Source organism: Gemmobacter serpentinus (assembly GCF_008973825.1).
GTDB lineage: Bacteria > Pseudomonadota > Alphaproteobacteria > Rhodobacterales > Rhodobacteraceae > Gemmobacter > Gemmobacter serpentinus.
Genome location: NZ_WCHR01000055.1, coordinates 1 through 20,530, shown reverse-complemented (window position 1 = coordinate 20,530; position 20,530 = coordinate 1). Strand labels below are relative to the sequence as shown.

16 protein-coding genes and 3 pseudogenes are annotated in these 20,530 nt (G+C 60.2%); 10 read left to right on the top strand and 9 right to left on the bottom strand.

Annotated elements, in window-relative coordinates:
- Positions 1-7: 7 nt before the first annotated feature.
- From GBJ34_RS19945 to GBJ34_RS19935, 3 genes are all read left to right on the top strand, one after another.
- Positions 8-313 (top strand): WGR domain-containing protein, encoded by a 306-nt coding sequence (locus tag GBJ34_RS19945; RefSeq protein WP_151720929.1) that lies wholly within the window; start codon positions 8-10, stop codon positions 311-313.
- An 85-nt stretch (positions 314-398) separates the two neighbouring features.
- The gene (locus GBJ34_RS19940; protein WP_226341303.1) at positions 399-3,770 is read left to right on the top strand and encodes a type ISP restriction/modification enzyme; all 3,372 of its coding nucleotides are present in this window, start codon (positions 399-401) and stop codon (positions 3,768-3,770) included.
- 683 nt (positions 3,771-4,453) lie between these two features.
- A complete protein-coding gene (locus GBJ34_RS19935; RefSeq protein ID WP_151720926.1) occupies positions 4,454-4,858 on the top strand; it encodes a single-stranded DNA-binding protein in 405 nt (134 codons plus the stop codon).
- A 71-nt stretch (positions 4,859-4,929) separates the two neighbouring features.
- Here GBJ34_RS19935 and GBJ34_RS19930 read toward each other — a convergent pair whose 3' ends face one another.
- The 6 genes from GBJ34_RS19930 to GBJ34_RS19905 form a co-directional block, all read right to left on the bottom strand.
- Entirely contained in the window at positions 4,930-5,229 is a 300-nt protein-coding gene (locus GBJ34_RS19930) for a type II toxin-antitoxin system RelE/ParE family toxin (protein ID WP_151720925.1), read from the bottom strand.
- The gene (locus tag GBJ34_RS19925; RefSeq protein ID WP_151720924.1) at positions 5,226-5,483 is read right to left on the bottom strand and encodes a type II toxin-antitoxin system ParD family antitoxin; all 258 of its coding nucleotides are present in this window, start codon (positions 5,481-5,483) and stop codon (positions 5,226-5,228) included. The genes GBJ34_RS19930 and GBJ34_RS19925 overlap by 4 nt, the downstream gene beginning before the upstream one ends.
- Positions 5,484-5,588: 105 nt before the next feature.
- Positions 5,589-5,810, bottom strand: coding sequence for a hypothetical protein (locus tag GBJ34_RS19920; protein ID WP_151720923.1), 222 nt, complete (start codon positions 5,808-5,810; stop codon positions 5,589-5,591).
- The gene (locus GBJ34_RS19915; RefSeq protein ID WP_151720922.1) at positions 5,807-6,172 is read right to left on the bottom strand and encodes a hypothetical protein; all 366 of its coding nucleotides are present in this window, start codon (positions 6,170-6,172) and stop codon (positions 5,807-5,809) included. The genes GBJ34_RS19920 and GBJ34_RS19915 overlap by 4 nt, the downstream gene beginning before the upstream one ends.
- Before the next feature lie 138 nt (positions 6,173-6,310).
- Entirely contained in the window at positions 6,311-6,526 is a 216-nt protein-coding gene (locus GBJ34_RS19910; protein WP_192931309.1) for a hypothetical protein, read from the bottom strand.
- Entirely contained in the window at positions 6,523-7,227 is a 705-nt protein-coding gene (locus tag GBJ34_RS19905; protein ID WP_192931308.1) for a nucleotide-binding protein, read from the bottom strand. Before GBJ34_RS19905 ends, GBJ34_RS19910 begins: the two co-directional genes overlap by 4 nt.
- Before the next feature lie 558 nt (positions 7,228-7,785).
- Between GBJ34_RS19905 and mobC the strand changes: the two genes are divergently transcribed.
- On the top strand, positions 7,786-8,343 hold the full coding sequence (gene mobC / locus GBJ34_RS20980; RefSeq protein ID WP_151720920.1) for a plasmid mobilization relaxosome protein MobC: 558 nt from the start codon (positions 7,786-7,788) through the stop codon (positions 8,341-8,343).
- Between the two features lie 22 nt (positions 8,344-8,365).
- The gene (locus GBJ34_RS19895; RefSeq protein ID WP_192931307.1) at positions 8,366-10,159 is read left to right on the top strand and encodes a relaxase/mobilization nuclease domain-containing protein; all 1,794 of its coding nucleotides are present in this window, start codon (positions 8,366-8,368) and stop codon (positions 10,157-10,159) included.
- 37 nt (positions 10,160-10,196) lie between these two features.
- On the opposite strand, the gene GBJ34_RS19890 is transcribed toward GBJ34_RS19895, so the two are convergent.
- Positions 10,197-10,637 (bottom strand): thermonuclease family protein, encoded by a 441-nt coding sequence (locus tag GBJ34_RS19890; RefSeq protein ID WP_151720918.1) that lies wholly within the window; start codon positions 10,635-10,637, stop codon positions 10,197-10,199.
- Between the two features lie 265 nt (positions 10,638-10,902).
- Between GBJ34_RS19890 and GBJ34_RS19885 the strand changes: the two genes are divergently transcribed.
- From GBJ34_RS19885 to GBJ34_RS20970, 5 genes and pseudogenes are all read left to right on the top strand, one after another.
- Complete coding sequence (locus GBJ34_RS19885; protein ID WP_151720917.1) at positions 10,903-12,996, top strand: UPF0149 family protein; 2,094 nt, start codon at positions 10,903-10,905, stop codon at positions 12,994-12,996.
- Positions 12,997-13,325: 329 nt separating this feature from the next.
- Positions 13,326-15,560: an ATP-dependent nuclease gene (locus GBJ34_RS19880; protein WP_151720916.1), complete on the top strand. Its 2,235-nt coding sequence runs from the start codon at positions 13,326-13,328 to the stop codon at positions 15,558-15,560.
- Entirely contained in the window at positions 15,557-17,527 is a 1,971-nt protein-coding gene (locus GBJ34_RS19875; RefSeq protein WP_151720915.1) for a UvrD-helicase domain-containing protein, read from the top strand. Before GBJ34_RS19880 ends, GBJ34_RS19875 begins: the two co-directional genes overlap by 4 nt.
- 363 nt (positions 17,528-17,890) lie before the next feature.
- Positions 17,891-18,112: pseudogene (locus tag GBJ34_RS21300) on the top strand (mCpol domain-containing protein); the annotation flags it as partial.
- Positions 18,113-18,125: 13 nt separating this feature from the next.
- Positions 18,126-18,920, top strand: a pseudogene (locus tag GBJ34_RS20970) (OB-fold nucleic acid binding domain-containing protein); the annotation flags it as partial.
- Between the two features lie 201 nt (positions 18,921-19,121).
- Here the strand turns inward: GBJ34_RS20970 and GBJ34_RS21295 are convergent.
- Together GBJ34_RS21295 and GBJ34_RS19855 are read right to left on the bottom strand one after the other, a co-directional pair.
- On the bottom strand, positions 19,122-20,429 hold the full coding sequence (locus tag GBJ34_RS21295) for an enoyl ACP reductase FabMG family protein (RefSeq protein ID WP_151720928.1): 1,308 nt from the start codon (positions 20,427-20,429) through the stop codon (positions 19,122-19,124).
- A pseudogene (locus GBJ34_RS19855) lies at positions 20,430-20,530 on the bottom strand (peptide-methionine (S)-S-oxide reductase); the annotation flags it as partial.

Here is a 20,530-nt window from a genome sequence, read left to right as displayed (position 1 = left end):
TCACTATATGTTCGATCAGCCTGTCCAGCTTGAAGTCTTCCCAACCGACCTCCACTTGAGGCGGATTGACCCCGCCTGCAACATGCGTCGCTTCTACCGGCTTAGCGTTCAGCGCGACCTTTTTGGCGGCGCGTGTCTCATTCGGGAGTGGGGCCGGATTGGGTATCGGGGCCAGGTCATGATCGAAACCCATGATGACGAAGGCAAGGCGATCACTGCGCTCATGAAACTGGCCGCAGTCAAACGCAAACGGGGCTATGCCCTCCCTCCTGCGACTGCGCTGCCAGAGGTGCGAATACTGAAGCAACGATAGTGCCCGGGCCTTGGTCGGCGTCAGCAATGCCTTGTTTTGACAGCCATTCCAGCTAGGGTTGCAGAAAAGCATGCCGGGGCAGTTTATGTTTGACCAGATCATTTCCAAGTACGGTGCGACCGCCAAGGCCAAACTTTCAAGCCCTGCAATCACAGGCGCCCCGGAAGACAACATCCGCGCACCGCTGGAAGAGCTGATCACCGCACTGGCAATAGCGGCGGGCCAGCAACCCGGTTGGGTCACGCTTGTCGGCGAAAGCACCCTTTCGGCCTTGGGGACACGGCCGGACTATGCCGTCACCGTCCGCAGTGCGCTGACCGGCTTCATCGAACTAAAGGCTCCCGGCAAAGGGGCCGATCCACGCAAGTTCACCGACCCGCATGATAAGCGCCAGTGGCAGAAGCTGAAATCCCTGCCGAACCTGCTCTACAGCGATGGGCAGTCCTTCAGCCTCTGGCAGAACGGCGCGCTCGTTGGCCAGATCATTCATCTGTCCGGCGATCTGGATACGGCCGGTTCCAAGCTTACCGCCCCTCAAACGCTCGTGACCCTTCTGACGGATTTCCTGAGCTGGAGCCCAATCCCGCCCGACAGCCCGCGAAAACTGGCCGAGGTTTCGGCCCGCCTGTGCCGCCTGCTGCGTGACGAGGTTCTGGAAGAACTGGAAAACGGCACCCAAAGCCTGACCGATCTTGCCACCGAATGGCGCGGACTGCTTTTCCCGCAGGCCGATGACGCGCAATTCGCTGATGGATATGCGCAAGCTGTCACCTTCGGTCTTTTGATGGCCCGGGCGCAGGACATTCCCTTGGACAAAGGCATCGCCCATGCGGCTCTGGCCTTGCGCGATACGAACACGCTGATCGGCACGGCGCTGCGCTTGCTGACCGATGATCCGCAGACGCAAAAGGCGCTGTCCACCGCCACCTCCACCCTGACCCGCGTGCTGCATGAAGTGCATTGGCCGACCCTGTCCAAGGGCAAGCCCGATGCCTGGCTCTACTTCTACGAAGACTTCCTTGAGGTTTACGACAACGCCCTGCGCAAGAAGACCGGCAGCTACTACACCCCGCCGGAGGTGGTGCAGGCCATGGTCCGCCTGACTGACGAGGCTTTGCGCGACCCGGCCCTATTCGGCCGCTATGAAGGCTTAGCTGCCAAAGATGTCACCATCGCCGACCCAGCTACGGGCACCGGCACCTTCCTTCTCGGCGTGCTGCGCAAAATCGCCGAGACGGTCGCCGATGATCAGGGCGCGGGCGCAGTTGGCCCCGCCCTAGGGGCTGCGGCACATCGGCTGATCGGGTTCGAATTGCAGTTCGGCCCCTTTGCCGTGGCGCAGTTGCGGCTGATGGCGGAAATGCGGGCGCTGATGGGGGCTGCGGCCACGGGCACGGGGGCCGGGGGCAACCTGCCGCAACCGCGCCTTTATGTGACTGACACCTTGGGTGACCCCTTTGCAGCGCAGACCGGGTTTTCGACGATGCTGGCCCCCATAGGAAACTCACGGAAAGAGGCGAACGCGATCAAGCGGGATGAGCCGATCACCGTGGTCATCGGCAACCCTCCTTACAAGGAGAAGGCAAAGGGCCGTGGCGGTTGGGTTGAGGCGGGAAGTCCGAACCGCATGTCACCGATGCGCCACTGGGACTTGCCGCCCGAATGGGGGCAAGGGGCGCATGCCAAACATCTGAAGAACCTCTACGTGTTCTTCTGGAGGTGGGCGTCGTGGAAAGTATTTGCGCCTGACTTGTTTGAGACGACTGGCCAGGCGACGGATGACCGAGGTGGCATTGTCACTTACATCACTGTCGCAGGCTTCTTGAACGGTCCGGGGTTTGAGAAGATGCGGATGGAACTGCGCCGCGACTGCTCCGACATCTGGGTGATTGATTGCACGCCAGAAGGCCATCAGCCCGAAGTGCCGACGCGCATTTTTCAGGGCGTGCAGCATCCCGTTTGTATCGTGGTGGCCGCTCGCGAGAAGGGCAAGGATCGCTCAACGCCAGCGCGCTTGCATGTGAGACAACTAGCCACCGGGCCGCGCAAAAACAAGTTCGCAGAACTTGATGCAATCACACTTGCCGGGCCAGGATGGGCAGTAGGGCCAACAGAATGGCGATCACCATTCATGGCTGAGGCACGAGGTGATTGGGCGGCTTATCCTGCACTGGCAAAGCTCTTCGATTGGTCAGGTCCCGGTGTGATGACAGGTCGGACGTGGGCAGTCGCACCCGATAGCCTGTCTTTGCGCGACCGCTGGAAACAGCTGACCAAGGAGAGCGATGTCGAGAAGAAGGAGGCACTATTCCACCCCCAACTTCGGAGTGGGAAGGTGGCGAGTAGGCACATCCGAAAACTGGTCGCCCAAGACTTGGGCGTCTTCAAGACGCGTCAAGAGCCCATCATTTCCGACGTTGGGCCAGCTCCAACTACGGTCCGATTTGGTTTTAGGACACTAGATCGCCAGTGGATATATGCCGACGCCAGGATGATGAATGACCCTCGACCTGAACTATGGACCAATTACTCCGATCATCAGATATTCTTGACCTCGCCAGAGGACCAAACCCCTGAAAATGGTCCGGCTATCTCTTTCACCGGGCACATCCCGGATTTGCATCACTATCATGGCCGGGGAGGGCGCGCGTTTCCCGTTTGGCGCGACGCCGCTGCGACGATCTCGAACATCAAGTCTGCCCTGCTCCTCCAGCTTTCTAACGCCTATGGCAAACCCGTCACCGCGCCCGACGTGATGGCCTATGTCGCAGCCTTGCTGGCGCATCCGGCCTTCACGACCCGCTTTAAGGAAGACCTGATCCGCCCCGGTCTGCGCGTGCCGGTCACGGCAGACCCGGCGCTGTTCGACCGCGCGGTCGCTTTGGGCCGCGAAGTCATCTGGCTGCATACCTATGGCGAACGCTTTGCAGACCCTGCTTCCGGCCGCCCCGCCGCGCCCCCTAGGATGCCCAAGGGGCAAGGGCCGACGATCCCGGTTGGCGGCACAATCCCCGGCGCGCCGAACCCGTTGCCCGACACAATGCACCACGACCCTTCCACGGGTCGGCTGCATGTGGGAGAGGGGTTCATTGAAAACGTCCCGACCGCCGTGGCCGAGTATCAGGTGTCTGGCCGCAGCGTGCTGCGCCAATGGTTCAGCTATCGCAAAGCCGACCGCACCCGCCCGGTCATCGGCGACCGCCGCCCGCCCTCAGCGCTGGACAAGATCCAGCCCGATCACTGGCTGCCTGAGTATACCGAAGACCTGCTGAACCTGTTGCACGTCCTTGGTCGATTGGTGGCATTGGAACCCGCACAGGCCACCCTTCTGGACGAAATCTGCGCTGCCTCCTTGCTGACCGAGGCATCACTGACCGGCGCGGGCGCTTTGGCGTCGGCACCAGTGATCAAGGGCAAGAAAGCCAAAGCCGCAGCCCAACCCGGCCTGTTCGACTGAGCGCGGCACAGCTTTGACTGTCGGCTTGTGCCCAAGTTCTGCCTTTCGGATCTTATCCCGTTGAACAGTCCTTGCGCAGTAACAGTTTCGTCTGTGCACATCACAGCCATTGAGGCCGCGTCCACAACCGACCTTGCCGCGATACACTTTGCATCCTCCCGGGTACCCCGCCGCGACATCGGACCGGCGCGTTCAGGGCGGTACGAACCATCACCGTCATGCCCAAAGATTGCAGATTGCGAGACTGGCCAGCGACCCGCGTTGGCCGGCGTTACATTCGGTTTGTCGCTTCAACTCGCCTCCTTTCTCGGGCTGGCCCCATCGACAGTCCGGGCGTTGCAAGTCGTGCGCTGTCGTTGACATGGCCCTCCCTCTTGCCGAGTTCCTTCTTCCTGGGCCTGACACTGCCATTTGCTTGTTTGAGCGGTTCTGCCCTGCCGCTTCCCGTGATCCCGGCTCAGGCACCTCCCTTCGACGGACAATCCCCTAAGCCTGTTCGGCCTCTGGCTCGCAACCCCGCTCAGGTCCGGGCCGTGTTGGTCGCGTGCCGCTCCCTGCCCGCACCACCCCGGCCCCTCGGGGGTTTCCGGTGGCTGACAGGCCACCGTGCAAGCCTCAGCCGACAGGCTTCTTTCGGGTCTTGTCGAAGGGATGGTCCCTTCAGCCAGATACAGGAGCTTCACATGCAGAACATCGTCATCCTCGCCGGCAACATCGGTCAGTCCCCGGAAGTCCGCACCACGCAAGGTGGGACCAAGATCACCAACTTCACCCTCGCCACTTCTCGCCCGCGCTTGTCCGAAGGTCGGGTCCAGCGCGACGAGAACGGCTACCGTGTGATGGACACCGAATGGCACCGCATCACCTGCTTCAACGGTCTCGGCAAGACGGTCACTGAGCACTGTGAAAAGGGCATGAAGGTGATGGTCCACGGCCGCATCCACTACACCAAATGGACCGACGCCGCCGGGGTCGACCGCTACGGCTGCGAGATCATCGCAGAAAAGGTCGACTTCCTGAGCCGCCCGAAGGCTGGTGAAGGCGAAGATCCCGAACTGGTCGACCGCGAGGATCAGTTCGCGGGCTGAGACCCCGCAGATCAGACCCGGTGGCGCTAGCCGCCGGGTCTCTTCGGTTCCCGACCTTGGCAGAAAGACGCTCAGCCGTTGGGAAACAGGATCGCCTCGACATCCATCGCGCCATTAAGCACGTGAAGGACCACAATCCTGCCCTCTGTAACGCGATAGAAAATCAGATACCGGCCATGCACCCGACGGCGAACACCGTTATGCTCATAACGTGGGATGATTGGCCAAGCTTCCGGCATGTCCGCGAGTTCCAAGCAGCTGCGGGAAAGCTCTCGCACGAAACTCAGGGCCCGGGCCGGATTGTCCTGAGCGATGTAGTCGCCGATTGCTTCCAGGTCAGCTTCTGCCGCAGCGGTAAGTTCGACGATCATTCCGCAGGGCGACCCATAGCTTGATACTTGGCTTCCAGCCGCGCGAATATCTCTTCTGCCGGTGTTGTCAGCCCGGCCTCGGATTCTGCGATGCCCTTGGCAAGGGCCTGATCCAGTACGGCGAGCCTTGCCTCGCGCTCCTGAATCAGGCGAATGCCTTCGCGCAGCACTTCGCTCTTGGAATTATAGCGTCCGGTCTCGACAAGCTTCGTGACGAAGCCTTCAAGCTGCGATCCAAGGTCTGCGCTGATCATCGTGGCCTCCGAAATGCTCAACCTTGAAGATGGCAGGCTTGATAATAGTTATCAAGCCTGCTTTGTGCCAATGGGCAGACTTCGCCTTCGAAGACTGGGCTAACATCACGCCACTTGCAGTTCGGTGACGACAACGAACCGTTTCGCCCGCCGCTTGTTAGGCGTGTACCAGACGGTCTTGCGTTCGCCTGTTTGGCTGAACTCATAGGTCACCCCGAGGATCCTCGCGCGATGATCCGGATCGACCATCCATTCGACGGGTGTGCCGATGTCAAATTCAGACGGCGGGATGGTCCGCTTGAGGGCAGGGGCTTCTGTGCTGGTCATTGTTCGTCTCCCTCGTTTGTTGTCTGAATTTTTGCCTTGGCCAGTGCCACGTCGAAAGCCTCCTGGAACCGGGCGCGGTAGGCGGGGCCCATGGCGCGCGCCAATCCAAGAATGCCAAGCGGGTCATGGATTTTCGCGAGGTCAGCTGCGAACTGCGGGCGCAAGGTCAAGGTCACGCTGGTCGGATGCTTGCCCCGTGCGCCGCGGCACTCTTCGACCTCCGGCATCCCATCCCGTTCCCAATCGTCGAAGACCTGATCGCGCAGACTCTGGGCAACGCGACGGATCAAAAACTGGACGGTGCAACGCGCAGCCGTGGCCCACTCTTCTGCCAGCCTTGCCTGACGGGTGGTCAGCGACAATGAGACATGGACAACATGCCCGCGCGCAACTGACCCAGTTGCAAGACCAGCCGCCTTACCATCCGAAGCCCTCTGGGTATTGAAAACCTTCTTCTCGTCCCGGGACTCTTCTTTGGACCCAAAGGGTCTGATGCTGACCTAGCCTGCGTCGCCACCTGGCGTCGCCGCCGCCGCCGCCGCAATCGCGGGTGACGAAGGGTCTGTCTCGGTCAATGCATCAACCGATGTCGGCGGCACCGGGATTGCCCGACCAGCAACATCACTCGCACCCAGATTCCCACCAAAACCCAGCTTGGCCGAAAACCCTATGTCCTGCCGGATGATCCGCATCATGTCCTTGCGCTGCGCCATCATGCGATCTCCGCCGGATTGAGGATCAGCTGGTCGATTTCCTCCAGAAGGTCCGCTGCCTCCTTCACGGCACTCTGGACATGTGCAGCAAGCGCCCGGTTTGGCGTCTTGTCCGCGATCACCCCGAGAAGCCCTTCTCTGTCCATCCGAACATAAGCGGCGCGGCTACCAAGATAGATCTCAAGGGCAGGCAAGGACTGGAACAGCTCTTCAGCCACCGCCCGCTCGGTCTCTGACACCCGCACAGGCACACGGTTGAGCAACACAGAAAACCCTGCAAGCTCGCCCGGCTTTTCCACCCGGCCGCGCAGCTTGAGGTACCAGTTGGCCGTTTCCAGCGTCTCGCTGAGATCACCGCGCGACAACATCATCGGGCAGATGATCCGGTGAGCTGCGACCGCCAGAACGTCTTGCGCTTCAGATCCGCCGCCGAAGGTGTCGATCAGGATGAGGTGCTCTTGATCGGGCTGTTCATAGATCTGCCCGATTGCTTCTGCCACCCGGAGGGCGTCGAGCGTGTGGATCACCTCAACCAAAGGGGACCAATTGCCGGCCTCCTTTCCCGCCTGCATCCACGTGAGGCAGGATTTTGAGGCATCGGTGTCGAAGATCGTCACCGTCTCGCCCCGTGCAGCCGCAGCAGAAGCCAAGGCGCGACAGAGGGTGCTCTTGCCCGATCCCCCCTTGCGGTTCATCACCAGCACAACACGTATCCCGTAACCCATACCACCTTCCTCACTTCTCCGAGTGCGTTTCTCACAATGCGGAACGCTTAAATCTATTATCTTAACTCACATCGCTTTAATCTGAACGCCGATTGCGGATATCAGAAACCGGCTTACGCAAATCATATTGCGCAAGGCGTATCTCTTTAATCGTTTGTCTGATTACTGGATGCGTATGTCTTTTATCTGATCGCGCAATGCGTGTATCACAAGGCGGAACCCCGAACACACATCCCTGATGCCACAAGACGCATCCCACACTTCCTTTCTCCGGAACCTGAACACTGAACGACAGGCTCCGCACGGTAAACAAAACAAGGCTTTAGGCCCATAACGACAAGGAAAATGCGCCTCTGGCCATGTGGCTGGGGGTGCGCGATCCCTGTCTCACCTTGTGTGTTGCGCGATCAGCGAAACGCATTCGGTGGCGGGGGAGTTACCCAAGGTCAGCACAATCTGCAAGAGCATAAATCGCGCTTAGATTGCACTTGAAAGGGAGGTGAAGGAAGGGGTAGGAAGAGTGGCAGGAAATGCGATGTGTCTACAAATAATCGGTGGCAGAAGTTGGCGGTAAAATCAGATCTTCGCGAAACAAGACTCAAATCTCGGTCCAAGATTTCGGCGGGTGTTGGCAATGAAGTTTCTGATTCTGCAGCGCAGCAAGTCGCTGGGCGCGGACGGCCTCGGTCGGAGGACAAGGGCCAGGTCATCAGCTGCCGCCTGCCTGCTGAAGAACTCCATGCCTTCGATGTGCTCTGCACCCAGCTTGGCGCGAAATCCCGCTCGGACGGGGTGCGCTCGGTGGTGCGGATGGCCTCAGGTTTCCTCGAGTTCAGCCGGGAGGACAGCGCAAAGCTGGAAGAAATCCGCTACGAACTCGGCAAGATCGGCACCAACGTGAACCAGATCGCATTGGCGGCGAACCGGGGCAGGGCGCCGATGGTCAAGGCACAGTGGGCATCGGTGGATGAGTTGCGGCGGTCGCTGCCGATGGTGGCGAAGGCGCTGAGCCAGATCATCGCCGAACGCCGGCGGCAAGGCGTGGCGCTGTTCCGGAAATTTGTAGAAACTCAGGAGGGCGCGCGCCATGGTTAAGCTAGGGTCGCGTCCCATCGGGTTGGCCGAGGCTGTTCTCGGGGAGATCAACTTCCTGCGGCCGCAGCAGGGAAGGGTGAAGGCGGGCGGCGCGTCTTCGCCCAAGCGCGGTTTCAGTTTCTCTACCCGGGCCAGCCAGCTGTGGCGGTTTTCGTTGGGGTCGAGCGCGGCGGTTCTGAAGAAGATCGGCAAGGGCGGGACGGCGAACGCCAAGGAGCTGGCCGCTCAGATGGACTATCTGTTCTCGAAGTCAGCCTCGATCTTCGGCAACGGGGTCGTGCTGGATGCCGACGCGAAGGGACTAACCAAAAACGAGCGCAACGAGATCGTCGGCGATTGGGTTGAGGACTGGCGTGGCTCGCCCAAGAACGGTCACACCACCCATCTGCTGATGAGCTTCCCGTCGCATGTTCGGCCAGAGAAGGCAAAGCTGATCGCTGAGGCCTGGGCCTTCGAGATGTTCCAGTCGGGCGCGCACCAGGACGATGTATGGTCTTATGTTGCGGCCCTGCACTCCGACAAGGCGCACCCGCATGTGCACATGGTCATCAACAACCGGGGCACGGTGAATGACAGCTGGTTCTTCATGGCCAAGGAACATGCCTTCAATCTGGAGGTGATGAAGGAGCGCATGGTGGCGATCGCGGCCGAGGAGGGCGTGTTTCTGGATGCCACTTCGCGAGCCGAACGCGGCTTGCTGACCTATGGCCCGTCGCGGGCAGAGATCAAGCGGGCGCGTGCTGATGGCCGGGCGCCGGAAGAACGGCAGCGTGAAGGCAAGGCGCTGGAGGATGCATTGGCAACGATGGCGCGCACGGCGGATGCAATGCGCAGTCTAAGCCATGTCGCTACGCTGACGGGCCTGCCTGAGATTGGCGAGAAGATTGCCAAGGCGGAAGAGGCCTTGCGGCGGGGCGGGATATTGCAGCCTTTTCTGGGTGATGTGGCCACGGCGGAGAGAGCCGATCTGGACCGGCATTTCAGCGGCTGGATGGCTGAGGCGGAAGACAAGATCCGCAAGATGCCGGTCACTGAGCGCAAGGAAATGCGGGGCGAGCTTTATGGCTATGCCATCGACATCGCGAAGGGGTTGGGGGACGCCCGCGGCGCGCAACTGCTGCAGATGCTGCCGCAGACCAAGCTTTACGCGACGGGTCTTGAGGGTGACCGCCTGACACAGGGCAAGGAGGCCGTCGAACTGCAGCTAGGTGCCGCCGACCGGCTGAAAACGGACATCGCCGGCAAAGCTGTGGCTTTGGGTCTCAGCGGTGAGCGCATGACCGAGCGGCTGGAAACGGGGGCCGCCAATGCTTGGGAAGAACGCGATTGGGTGCGCAGTGACTTGCTTACGCTGTCCGGGCGACGGCGCGTCGATCTTCGCAATCTGGATCAAAGCCGGAAGGTCGTCGTTGATCTGGAAGGTTTCTACGAAGCGTCGGCCAAACTGATTGAGCATGCCCGGGCGCATGAGGTGGTCTCTGAGAATGACCGATTGCTGCGTGCCCTGGGATCAATGGGCCGCATCATGCAGACGGATGGCAAGGTTGAGTTCCGGGGAGATGCTCATGCGGAGCGCTTCGCTGATGAGCTGCGTCAGCGGTATGGCAAAGGGGTTGTGGCGGAACTCGCCAGCGGCCGGACACATGCTCTGGCTGGTGATTTCGAGGACGCGGACGAGCGGAAGTGGATCGCGCGGGCCATCGTTTCTTCGGCCAAGTCGCATGTGGCGTTCGGTCTGACGCTGAAAGAGGCACGGCACGCTGAGCGGCTGCTCGCGTCAACTCCTGCTCGGGGCGAGCATGATTGGGAGCGGTGATTGCGATCAGTGTCCTCGCTTGGCCCCACTCAGGAGTTCAGCACGTGCCGTAGTAGCCGCCGGAATATCGGCAGTATTCTGTGGCAGCGCCGGAACGGATCATCTCTTCAGCGATGTCACGGCCGTTGGGCAGAATACACTGGGCAACGAGGCGTCCATATCGATCGATGTCCAGAATTGCGCAACGCATGTGCTTGCCGGATATCAAACTGCGCAGGGTTGATGTGGCGGTTGAGCCGCCCTGATGGTTCCATTCCGGCGCATCGAGGCCCCAGACACGAATTCGACGCGACTCGCCACTCAGCGTGAAGGTATCGCCGTCCAAAACCTTGCTGACACGCGCTTCAAGGATGGGTGCTTCCTCGGCTCGAGCCACCCCGCCCTCAAGGAAAAGTAAACCAATTCCGATTGCCACTAATAAGGGAGTGCCAGTGAGATCGGCGCGGCGAAGTCTGAAACGGCTCAAGTGTTTATACATGCAACCATTATCGCTCGGCTCGTCATATCACTGCAAGTAGCTTCCTCGATCAAAACCACGACTAAGCAGGTGTGGGTGCCGGCAGCGGGTTGACCGAGGCTGGCATTAGGCACTTTCCAGCACCACCAAGGTTTGTGCCCGGGGGCATGCTGTTTCGCCGAACTTCTGAATTTTTTAGGACTGCAATCATGCCGTGACTTCCTGACAAGTCAGAATGGCATTGGTAGGCTGGCCTCAGAAATCGCGCAGTCCGGGACGGTGACCAATGGCGAAGAGCAGGATCGATGAGGCATTGGCCGCTCTGAAAGCCGCAGGCAATGACGGTTTCGGGGCGCGCCGGGAGGTTCTTGAACGTCTCGGCTTGGATCTACTGCATCGACCGGCTCTGGGCGGTCAGATCGTTGCACGAATTTGCGCGATCGCGGAGCCAAGTCTGCGCGACGAGGGTTTGCTCGAACTTCTAGGAGCAGGGCTTGATACTGCCCGGATCGCCCGTGAAAACGGCAAAGCCCGTGGCCAAACGCTTGTCGATGTAGTCGAAGCAGCACTTGAACTGGCGCGCGGACAGGGTCGACTGACATCCGCGCACAGTTTGCTCTTTGCGCAGCTTTGGACCCGAAACGGCTTGGCAGCGCCGGCCGCTCTCGCACTTCAGGCCGAAGAGGTCGTTCCTGCTGCTGGTCGGCGCGCGTCCAATCCCGCTGAGGGTGATGTTCTGCTGGAAGGACTCTTTGCCGAACTTATCCAGCAGGCGGAGGGCGAACCGCTTGCCCTACATCATGCGCTGACCGAGAGCTTCCCGGCGATGCCGCCTGAAATGCGTGATCATGTCGTCGCCTATTCGGTGGGCCGCAGCGATCCTTTCCATGCCGATCTGGCCTGTTACTGGTTGCTTGACCCGGCGGCGCGCATCCGCCTCACCGCAGCTCAAGGTCTTGCTGATCGACTTGCAAGTGGCGAACTGCCGGGGCGTATTCTGGCGTCACTGGCCGTCCTGCGCAGTTGGATGCCCGACGATGCCGCGCGGGCGAAGGTGGACACTATTCTCAAAGAAGCGATGCGAAAGAGTGTCACGCCTTCAGCGGATCAGGCGACTTGGACGATGCACAGCATTCGTGCGTCCTTGCCCGATGGCGGAGGGGCTCAGAGCATCGGCATTGCGCTGCAATCCGGATCACAGCGCAAGATGGCCATGCTGCTCCTAAAACAGGGGCAGGGTGTGAAAGACGCATACACCATCACCTGTCGAACAGCGCGGGACCAGAAATCCATCGTTGAGCGCATGACCAAAGAGGTCGGCGCTTTGACGGTGACTGCAGACTATGTGCGGCGTGCTGTTTCCATCGCTTTGGCAGATGGTCTGGCCCAAGGTCTGCTGCCGGTCCCGGGGCTGATCGAGGTTGTTCGGATATGTGGATTTGCCGGCTTGCGGCCGGAGGTGAAATCGACACCGGACCTCATCGCTGATCTCGCCTCAACGCTTTCCGTGCAAACGCTTCCGCCGCGACAGCACGGGGATCTGATTGCCGCCAGCGAGGAATGGTGGGACCGCCACGAGACCATCGAAAGCTGGTTCGAAGACAGCGATGCTGCCCATGCCGTTCTCGACAAGGCGCGCAGCGCAAAATCCGCAGAGACGGCGCTTTGGAAATGGCTGGAGACCCGACGCGATTGGTGGGCACGCATTCTTGCCCGATCCGCCGATGTTCTGGAGACGGCTCACCACTCGGATGCGGCAGGCTTTGCCGCCTGCGCCATCGCCCTGCTGGAAGGCCGCAGTTTGAAGACGATCCCGGTCATGCTTGATGTGCACGAACAGACGATTGAAGCTTGGGTCCGAGATGATCCAGACTTCGATCCGGGCCTGACGTTTGAAGAACTGGCGCATGAAGCACCCACCCCCGAAAAGAAGGGCGAAGTCGCAGCCCTGCTGCGGGGGACCGACCTTTCGGTGGACTGGCTTGACGGCTATATGACCGCCGTCGTGATCGCGCCGCAGATGATCATGCCAAACCAATGGTTGCCTGCAGTTCTGGAGTCGGTCTTGCCACGGATCAACCCGTCGCAATTCCAGCGTTTCATGGACCTTCTCATGATGCGCGCTCAGACGGTCTCGGATGTTGCCTCTCTCCCTGATCAACTCGTCGCCGCGATATCCGGCCGCTCGAAGAAGGGGCAGGCTGAATGGTGGAGCGGGTTTTCGGAAGCCATGGGAAAGTTTCGGAACGCATGGCCAAAGAAGGGCATGACCACAGAGGACAAGCGGCTTTTGGAGGTTGTGACCGCTGGATTGGCCAGCGCTGAATTGGCTGAGTTCGCAGCTCTGGTAGCACTACGACAGGGGAAAAATCTGAGCTGAGGAAGCGGCTGGGCGGCGTCGATGGGCGGGAAGCCTTCATTAGCTGCAAATTCATGTGAGCCCTTTGGCATCCAAGGGCGCGGTACTCTGGAAGACGGGCTGCGACCAAAAACTAGGCAGCAATGCCTCCGGCGTTGCACCTGAAGGCCGGTGAGAGGCCCACCACCCACTATGCGATTTCTACCGTCCCCGCTGTGAGTCCGCGCGGCAATAGCCTGACATGAGAAGACTGACAGGGCCCTTGGCGGTTGAGCACGGCTACAAAACCGCAGGACAAGTATATATACAGAAACTAGCGTAGCAATTCCTGCGACGGAGACACCGATATTATGAAACTTACTCGCATTGAAGTCTTCAATTTTCGCAAATTGCGGCGCGCCCGTGTGGATATGTCGGATAAGCAGACTCTGCTCGTCGGGGCCAACAATAGCGGCAAAACATCGGCCATGAAGGCGCTGCGCAAATTCCTCAAGGATCGCGGCGGTATCGACACGCGTGATGTGACAGCCTCAAACTGGGCCGCGATCGAACAGATCGCGGGCTCCTGGACACAGTCGGTCGAGGCGGATCTCAGCCCGCTCCTAGCCCAGCTTCCGTTCCTCGACGTCTGGCTCCATGCGGATACGTCAGAGCTCCACCATGTCGCGCATCTGATCCCCACACTTACCTGGACTGGCGGCCTGCTCGGCGTACGCCTGCGCCTTGAGCCCAAGAAAGGGGCCGACATCAAGGCGGGCTACCTTGCCGCGCGCCAGGGCGCCGAGGCGCTGCAGCCAGATGGCACAACGGCCAACGGTTTTGCGCTTTGGCCGCGCGATTTTCGGGAGTTTCTGGACAAACGCCTGAAGGACCTGTTCGAGCTGAACGCCCATCTTTTGGACCCTGCAAGCTTTACAGCGTCCGGAGCAGTGGCGCCGCCGCCCCTGCCACCCCTGTCAGAGGGGATCGGCCCCAACCCCTTTGCCGGTCTCTTGCATATTCGTGAGATTAACGCGCAACGTGGGTTCGCCGATGCCGGTGACGGGAAAGGCGATGATGGTGAGCTCGTCCATGCCGCTAGCCGCAAGATCGCAAGCCAGATACAGCCCTATTTCCGCAAACATATTGACCCCGAAACGGACCCAACGCCGAACGACGTCAAAGCCCTCATGGCGATTCATGATGCCGAGACCACCTTCAATGCCCGTCTCAAGGATGGCTTCGCCAACGCCATCACGGAATTGGAAGAACTCGGCTACCCCGGCGGCCTCAACAACCCGAAACTCTCCATTGCTACGCAGATCAAACCCGTTGACGGGCTCGATCACCCAGCGGCTGTGCAATTCGATATCTCGGGCGATAAATCCGGGGTGAAGCTGCCCGAAAGCTACAACGGCCTGGGCTTCCAGAACCTGATCTCCATGGTGTTTCAGCTCATGCGTTTCCGGGATGACTGGATGCAGGTAGGCAAGTTCAAATCACAGGTGGTGAGCCCGGACGACACTGGCATCGAACCCCTGCAACTGGTGCTTATTGAGGAGCCGGAGGCGCATCTGCATGTTCAGGTGCAGCAGGTCTTCATGGCCAGGGCCTACAAGGTGTTGCGCAACCATAAAGATCTGGAGAAGGAGGACTCGGCTTTTACCACTCAGCTGGTGGTGAGTACCCATTCGGGCCATATCGCGCACGCCGCCGCGTTTGAGGACCTGCGTTATTTCAAGCGCGAGCTGCCGAGTCACGGAGTTGTGCCCACGGCCACTGTGTCAAATATGATGGGGCTCTTTGGCGCGGACAAACAAACTCGTCGCTTCGTGACGCGCTATCTGCTGAGCACACATTTTGATCTATTCTTCGCCGACGCCATCATCGTGATCGAGGGTGCCGCAGAGCGGATCCTGTTGCCGCATCTGATCGAGCATCACTACCCTGACCTAGCTGCGGCCTATCTCTCCTTCTTGGAGCTCGGGGGCAGCCACGCACACCGCATGCGTCCCCTAATCGAGGCGCTCGAGGTGCCGACGCTGATCATCACCGATCTCGATGCCGTGGCGAAGGTCGAAAAAGACGGAAAGACTGTCTCGCAATCTGCCCGCCCTCGCTTGGGCACCGCTCAGACCACCGTAAACCACGTTCTGAAAACCTGGCTCCCCGGAATAGAGGAGGTCGACATGTTGATGGCCACGCCGCCAAATAAGCTCTGTCATATCGATGCCTCCCGCCCCATAGCCGTCGCCTATCAGACCCCGCAAGAGGTGACGCAGGGTACGCAGACCCAGGCCATCACGCCCAGCACGTTCGAGGATGCTCTTGCTCTGGCCAACGCCGAGGCCGTCAAGGGCGCCGCAGAGGCAGAGCTCGCTTGCAGCATGACCCGTGCTTTTGCGAAATCCATCTCAGAAGAGCCCAAGCCCGAGGACCTCGCCAAAGCGCTCTTTGATCGGTTGGAAAAATACCCAGAGAAGGCCGCCTTTGCCCTGGATATTCTGTACATCGAAGATATCGAGGTGTTGCGTGCGCCGCCCTACATCGACAAAGGCCTGACTTGGCTCGCGGGCCAGCTTAACGGCGGGGAGAGTGCGAAATGATGGACGTGACCGACGCCACCCGCGACGCTGGCGCTGACGCGATGATCCGCGCGTGCCTGTCCCTCGATCAGCCGCGCAGCTTCTTTCTGTTTGCCGGGGCGGGATCCGGCAAGACACGCTCTCTCAAGGACGCACTGGAGGGGTTGGAGACTCAGACCCTGACCACCTTGCGCAAACACAGCCGCAAGATCGCTGTAATCACCTATACCAACGCCGCCGCAGATGAGATCACGCGCCGCGTTAAGGCCGATCCAGTGTTTCAGGTGCAGACCATCCACAGCTTCGCTTGGTCGCTCATCGAGGGGCGCACGGCGGATATCCGGAGCTGGCTCGAGAGTAACTTGCAGACAGAGATTGCCGAGATCCAGGCTGCCCATGCTAAGGGCCGGGCGGGAAACGCCCATGACGAGCGCGTCAAGAAGATGGCCTCCAAGGCAAAGCGGCTGGAGCGCCTGGCCGAGATCCGCGCCTTCACCTACGCGCCCGTGGGGGACAATTTTGGCCGCGATGCACTGCAACATACCGAGGTCATTGCGCTCGCCGCGCATTTCCTAACTGAAAGCGAGACGTTCCAGAACATCGTTCTGGCGCGCTACCCGTTCATCCTGATCGACGAGAGCCAGGACACAATGAAACCATTGATGGAGGCGCTTTTAACCTTCGAGGCGCGCCATCGCGGCCGCATCGCCCTAGGGTTGCTCGGGGACACGATGCAGCGCATTTACACCGATGGTTTGCGCGACCTCGACCAACGGGTGGGGCATTTCGCGCAACCGGCCAAACAGATGAACCACCGCAGCCGCGCGCGGATCGTGGACCTGGCGAATGCGATCCGGCGCGACAATGATGGCCGCCAGCAGCGGGCGCGCGAAGACAGACCGGGTGGCACCGTGCGCGTCTTTCTTGCGCCAAGCGAGGGCACGGATCGCGCAGCCTTTGAAGCCTTCACCCGGGCTGAGATGGCCCGCATCACCTGTGACCCCTCGTGGCAGAACGCGGAGGCAATCAAGACCCTTACGATCGAGCGTCACATGGCTGCCGCGCGCCTTTGTTTTAGTGAGCTGTTTGAGCCTCTGAGCAAACCCGACAAGCTCAAGGACGGCTTTCGCGATGGCACCTTACCTGCGATGCGGCTTTTCACCCACCGGGTCTTGCCTTTGGTGACGGCACAAAGGAATGGGGATGCCTTTGCCGCGATGGCAGTGCTGCGCGACGGCTCACCGCTGGTCGAAAAGAGAGGTATACGGGATGGGCGCGCGGAGCAGGTCACTGGCCTCGACTCGGCGCGGGCAGGCGTCGCAGCGTTGATGACGCTATTCAATGACGAACGTGACCCGAGTTGTGCCGAAGTGCTAGCGGTTGTGGCCGAGCACCGGCTGTTCCCGATCCCCGACCAGCTTCGCCCCTGTTTGCGTCACGACAGTTCCGTGGCCTCGGACATGGCCGACATCCTTGTCGAGTTCGGTCCCTCGCTTGATGATCTGGACCTGATCAGGTCTGAGACCACACCGCCCACCGAAACCACCATCACCGAGGCTTGGGCGCAGGCGCTTGAGGCTCCGTTTTCCCAGGTGGCGCGCTACCTCGCCTATGTCGAAGACCGCAGCCCCTATGGCACCCACCAAGGGGTCAAGGGGCTCGAATTTCCCCGGGTCATGGTGATCGCCGACGACGTCCATACTCGCTTTAAGGGCCTTGCCTCGTATGAGACGCTGTTTGGCGTTAAGCCCCTGAGCGACGACTCTCAGAAAAAGGCGAGCAAGGGAGAGGAAACCACGATCGAACGCACTCGCCGCCTACTCTATGTCACCTGTACTCGCGCAGAAGAGAGTCTCGCGCTTGTGCTCTATTCCGAGGCCCCCGACACGATCCGCAGGTTTCTGATTTCCAACGGATGGATGGCCGAGGGCGAGATCGTGATGGCTGCGACTGACGGGACCTGCCAAGCAGCTGCACTTCAGCGCTGAACTAGTTCAGTAATGACCGCTAAGGGTCGGGTGCGTCAGGGTCTTCGCAAGGGGCGGGAAGGGGACTTACGGCAGTGCGGCACAGCAAGCGCAGCGAAACCGAGAAAGCGGACAGCGATGCGGTGCGCGGTGAGATCACCGTTTTCTCCCCTTCCGAGGGAGAGCCGATTTGTGGGATTGCGTCCTTGAGCGTGCGGCAATTTGTACTAGCTGCCGTCCATGACCGCCGATGATCATTCCTGAAATCGCTTGGCAACGAGTTTCTAATTGATGTAACTGCTGAAACAGTACCGACGCGACGAATTCGCCTTTAGAAGGCAACCGCTAGCGAGCAACTGGGCGCCGAACTGAGTGGATTTGTGAATGATATATGTTGCGATTGATGGCGATGACATCGGCAGAAAGCTTGCAAGCAGCTACCTTGCCAACCGCCCTGATAACCTTAAGGCAACTAAAGACTTGATCGACCTCAAAACCCGAAAGATTTCGGAATTGCTCTCGAGTTTGGGCTATGACGTTTTCTTCTGTGCTGCAGATGGTGTGACCGGCGCTCTGAAGGCGGACAAAATAAATACATCCTCATTGTATCAAGAAATAGATCGGCTTTCGCCAGGTAAAAGGAATGCGCGAGGAGGATGCGATCTGGATCAAGGCCGCGCGCGGCAACGGCTATCCAGATGTCGAAAGCGTATGGCGCCGCGCAGGGCTGCGACCAGACGCACTGGATCGGCTGGCCGAGGCGGATGGCTTTGCCGGCCTTGGCCTCTCCCGGCGAGATGCGCTCTGGCAGGCCAAGGCCCTGAAGGCGCGGAAACCGCTGCCGCTGTTCGGACTGGATGGCGAAGGGGGGCATGAACCGCTGGTCGAGCTCCCCCGTATGACGCTCGGCCAGGAGATCATAGAAGACTATCTGGCTCTGCGCCTGTCGCTCCGCGCCCATCCTATAGAGATCCTGCGCCCTAACCTGCCGGAATGCCTGCCAGCGGCGTCAGTCCTTCAGGCGAAGGGCCGGATTCAACTCACAGGCCTGGTCATCACCCGGCAGCGTCCCGGCACGGCCTCTGGTGTGGTCTTCCTCACCCTTGAGGACGAAACTGGCACTGCGAATGTCGTGGTCTGGAAAAAGGTCTATGAGGCGTTCCGCGCCGCTGTGGTCGCCGGGCGGCTATTGCGGGTGACCGGCCGGATCGAGCGCGACGGTCAGGTCACCCATCTGATCGCTGAACGCATCGAGGATCTGTCAGCACGGCTTTCCACCATCGGGCACCAGCTGCGGATCGGGGCCGAGACGGAGAGGGCAGGGGAGACCGTCAGGCCGACCAGGACGGCGGGGAGGGCGCGGCACCCGAGGGAGCAGGCGAAGAAGCTGTTCCCGAGCCGGGATTTTCATTGAAGTCGCGCATCGTGTGCTGGCCATGTTCAGTGAAATGTCCTGAGCCAGAGCGTGCGAGGCATTGCCCTTTTCGGCCCATAGCCGACGGTCGACCCTGACATATACTGCTTTGCCGCATTCCCGGAAGCTGCCGTTCGTCTTATTCTGCAGCGAACACCCGTCCAAGATGGCGGCTATGCGGGACAGAGCTGCCATAGGAAGCTATGTCGGCTTCTTCGAGGCTTCTTCGGTTGCAAGAAGCTGGCGAGCTACAAGATCATGGTTCAGCCAAAGAACGGGACCGGCAGGTGAACCTGTTTCGCCGAAGATAAGCTGCCCGGTCGCGGTCACGACATGATAGCTCAGCACGTCACTGACCAGCGCATTGCTGTCTTTGTGCAGTTGAACGATCTCGCCCGACGTGCCGATCGTCTGCTCTGCCTGTTCCGGACTGTTGGGCAAGGGCCATGAGGCGAAGTCGTAGAAGCGTTGCATCGCCTCGTGGTTTTGGTAATCCGATATTTTCTGCAACAGATCGCCCAGCGTCACGCCTTCCTTCAGCAGCGTCTGACACTCGTTCCACAGCGCCTCGACCCACGCGCCGCCACCCTCTTTCTGTAGCGCGCGAAGCAACGGAAGCAGCGACAGTTCGATGCCCGCGAAGACGTCCGAGGAGTTGGTCCGGATCTCTGGACAATTGAAGACAGTCGCCTTCACGCCATTGGCCCAACCTTCCGTGGCAATGTCCTCCAATCGCATCTTTGCGTAGCCTTGGGTGTAGTTCGTGTATGTCTGCCAGCGGTAGTCGTCGCCGATAAGCACTTCGGTCCCGTGATAGCCATAAGCCGTATAGCGAACCTGCCCTCCCGACGCCTCGATCCGGTCCCGAATAGGGGAACTGGCGTCAAGGAGGTGCTGGAAGGTGTTGGCAGATACTTCATTGAAGTTCTGAAGAATTAGCTTGCCCAAATCGCTCTCGATCAAGGCCTGCGAGGACATGTGCCGCGCGCCACGGCCCTTGTAGATGCGGTTCGCGATTACGAGGAACGCTTTGGCCTTCGGAATGCCCCCCGCCATCGTATGCGCAAACAGCACGTTCTTGCCGTCCGGTATCATGCCGTCCAGTTCGCGCATGACGTGACCAAGTGTGGTCTTGAAGCGGTCGACACCATGCTTCCGACACATCTCGATATGCGTCCAGTCAAGCTTGTCGTCCTTCCACGACTCCACCGTCATCTTGTTGAGAAGCTCGGTCGGAGTAGGCTGCCCAGCGGGTGCGTCGAGATCAAAGCCCGCCATGAGCGGTTCATTTATGATCGTGCCGCCAAGTCTCTCCTCGGCTTCTGCAAGTTCTTCGGCCGTCAGTGCGCGGAGGGCGTTATCCTCTTCCCGCCGACCGACCGTGATCCCGACGATCTTCATGCCGGCCTTGCGGGCCTCGTCGACAAGACCTGTGGCGTATCCCCGCCCGAACAACTCGCCGAACAGGACGAACACGTCGCCTTCTTTGAACAACGTGTTGCGGCTCATATCAGGGGGGAAGTGACAGGTATAGCCGCCGGGCCGCTTCTCCAGATAGTCTTGATGTTCCGGTTCGGCCTCCCAGAAATCGCCGACCGGCTCGACCTCGG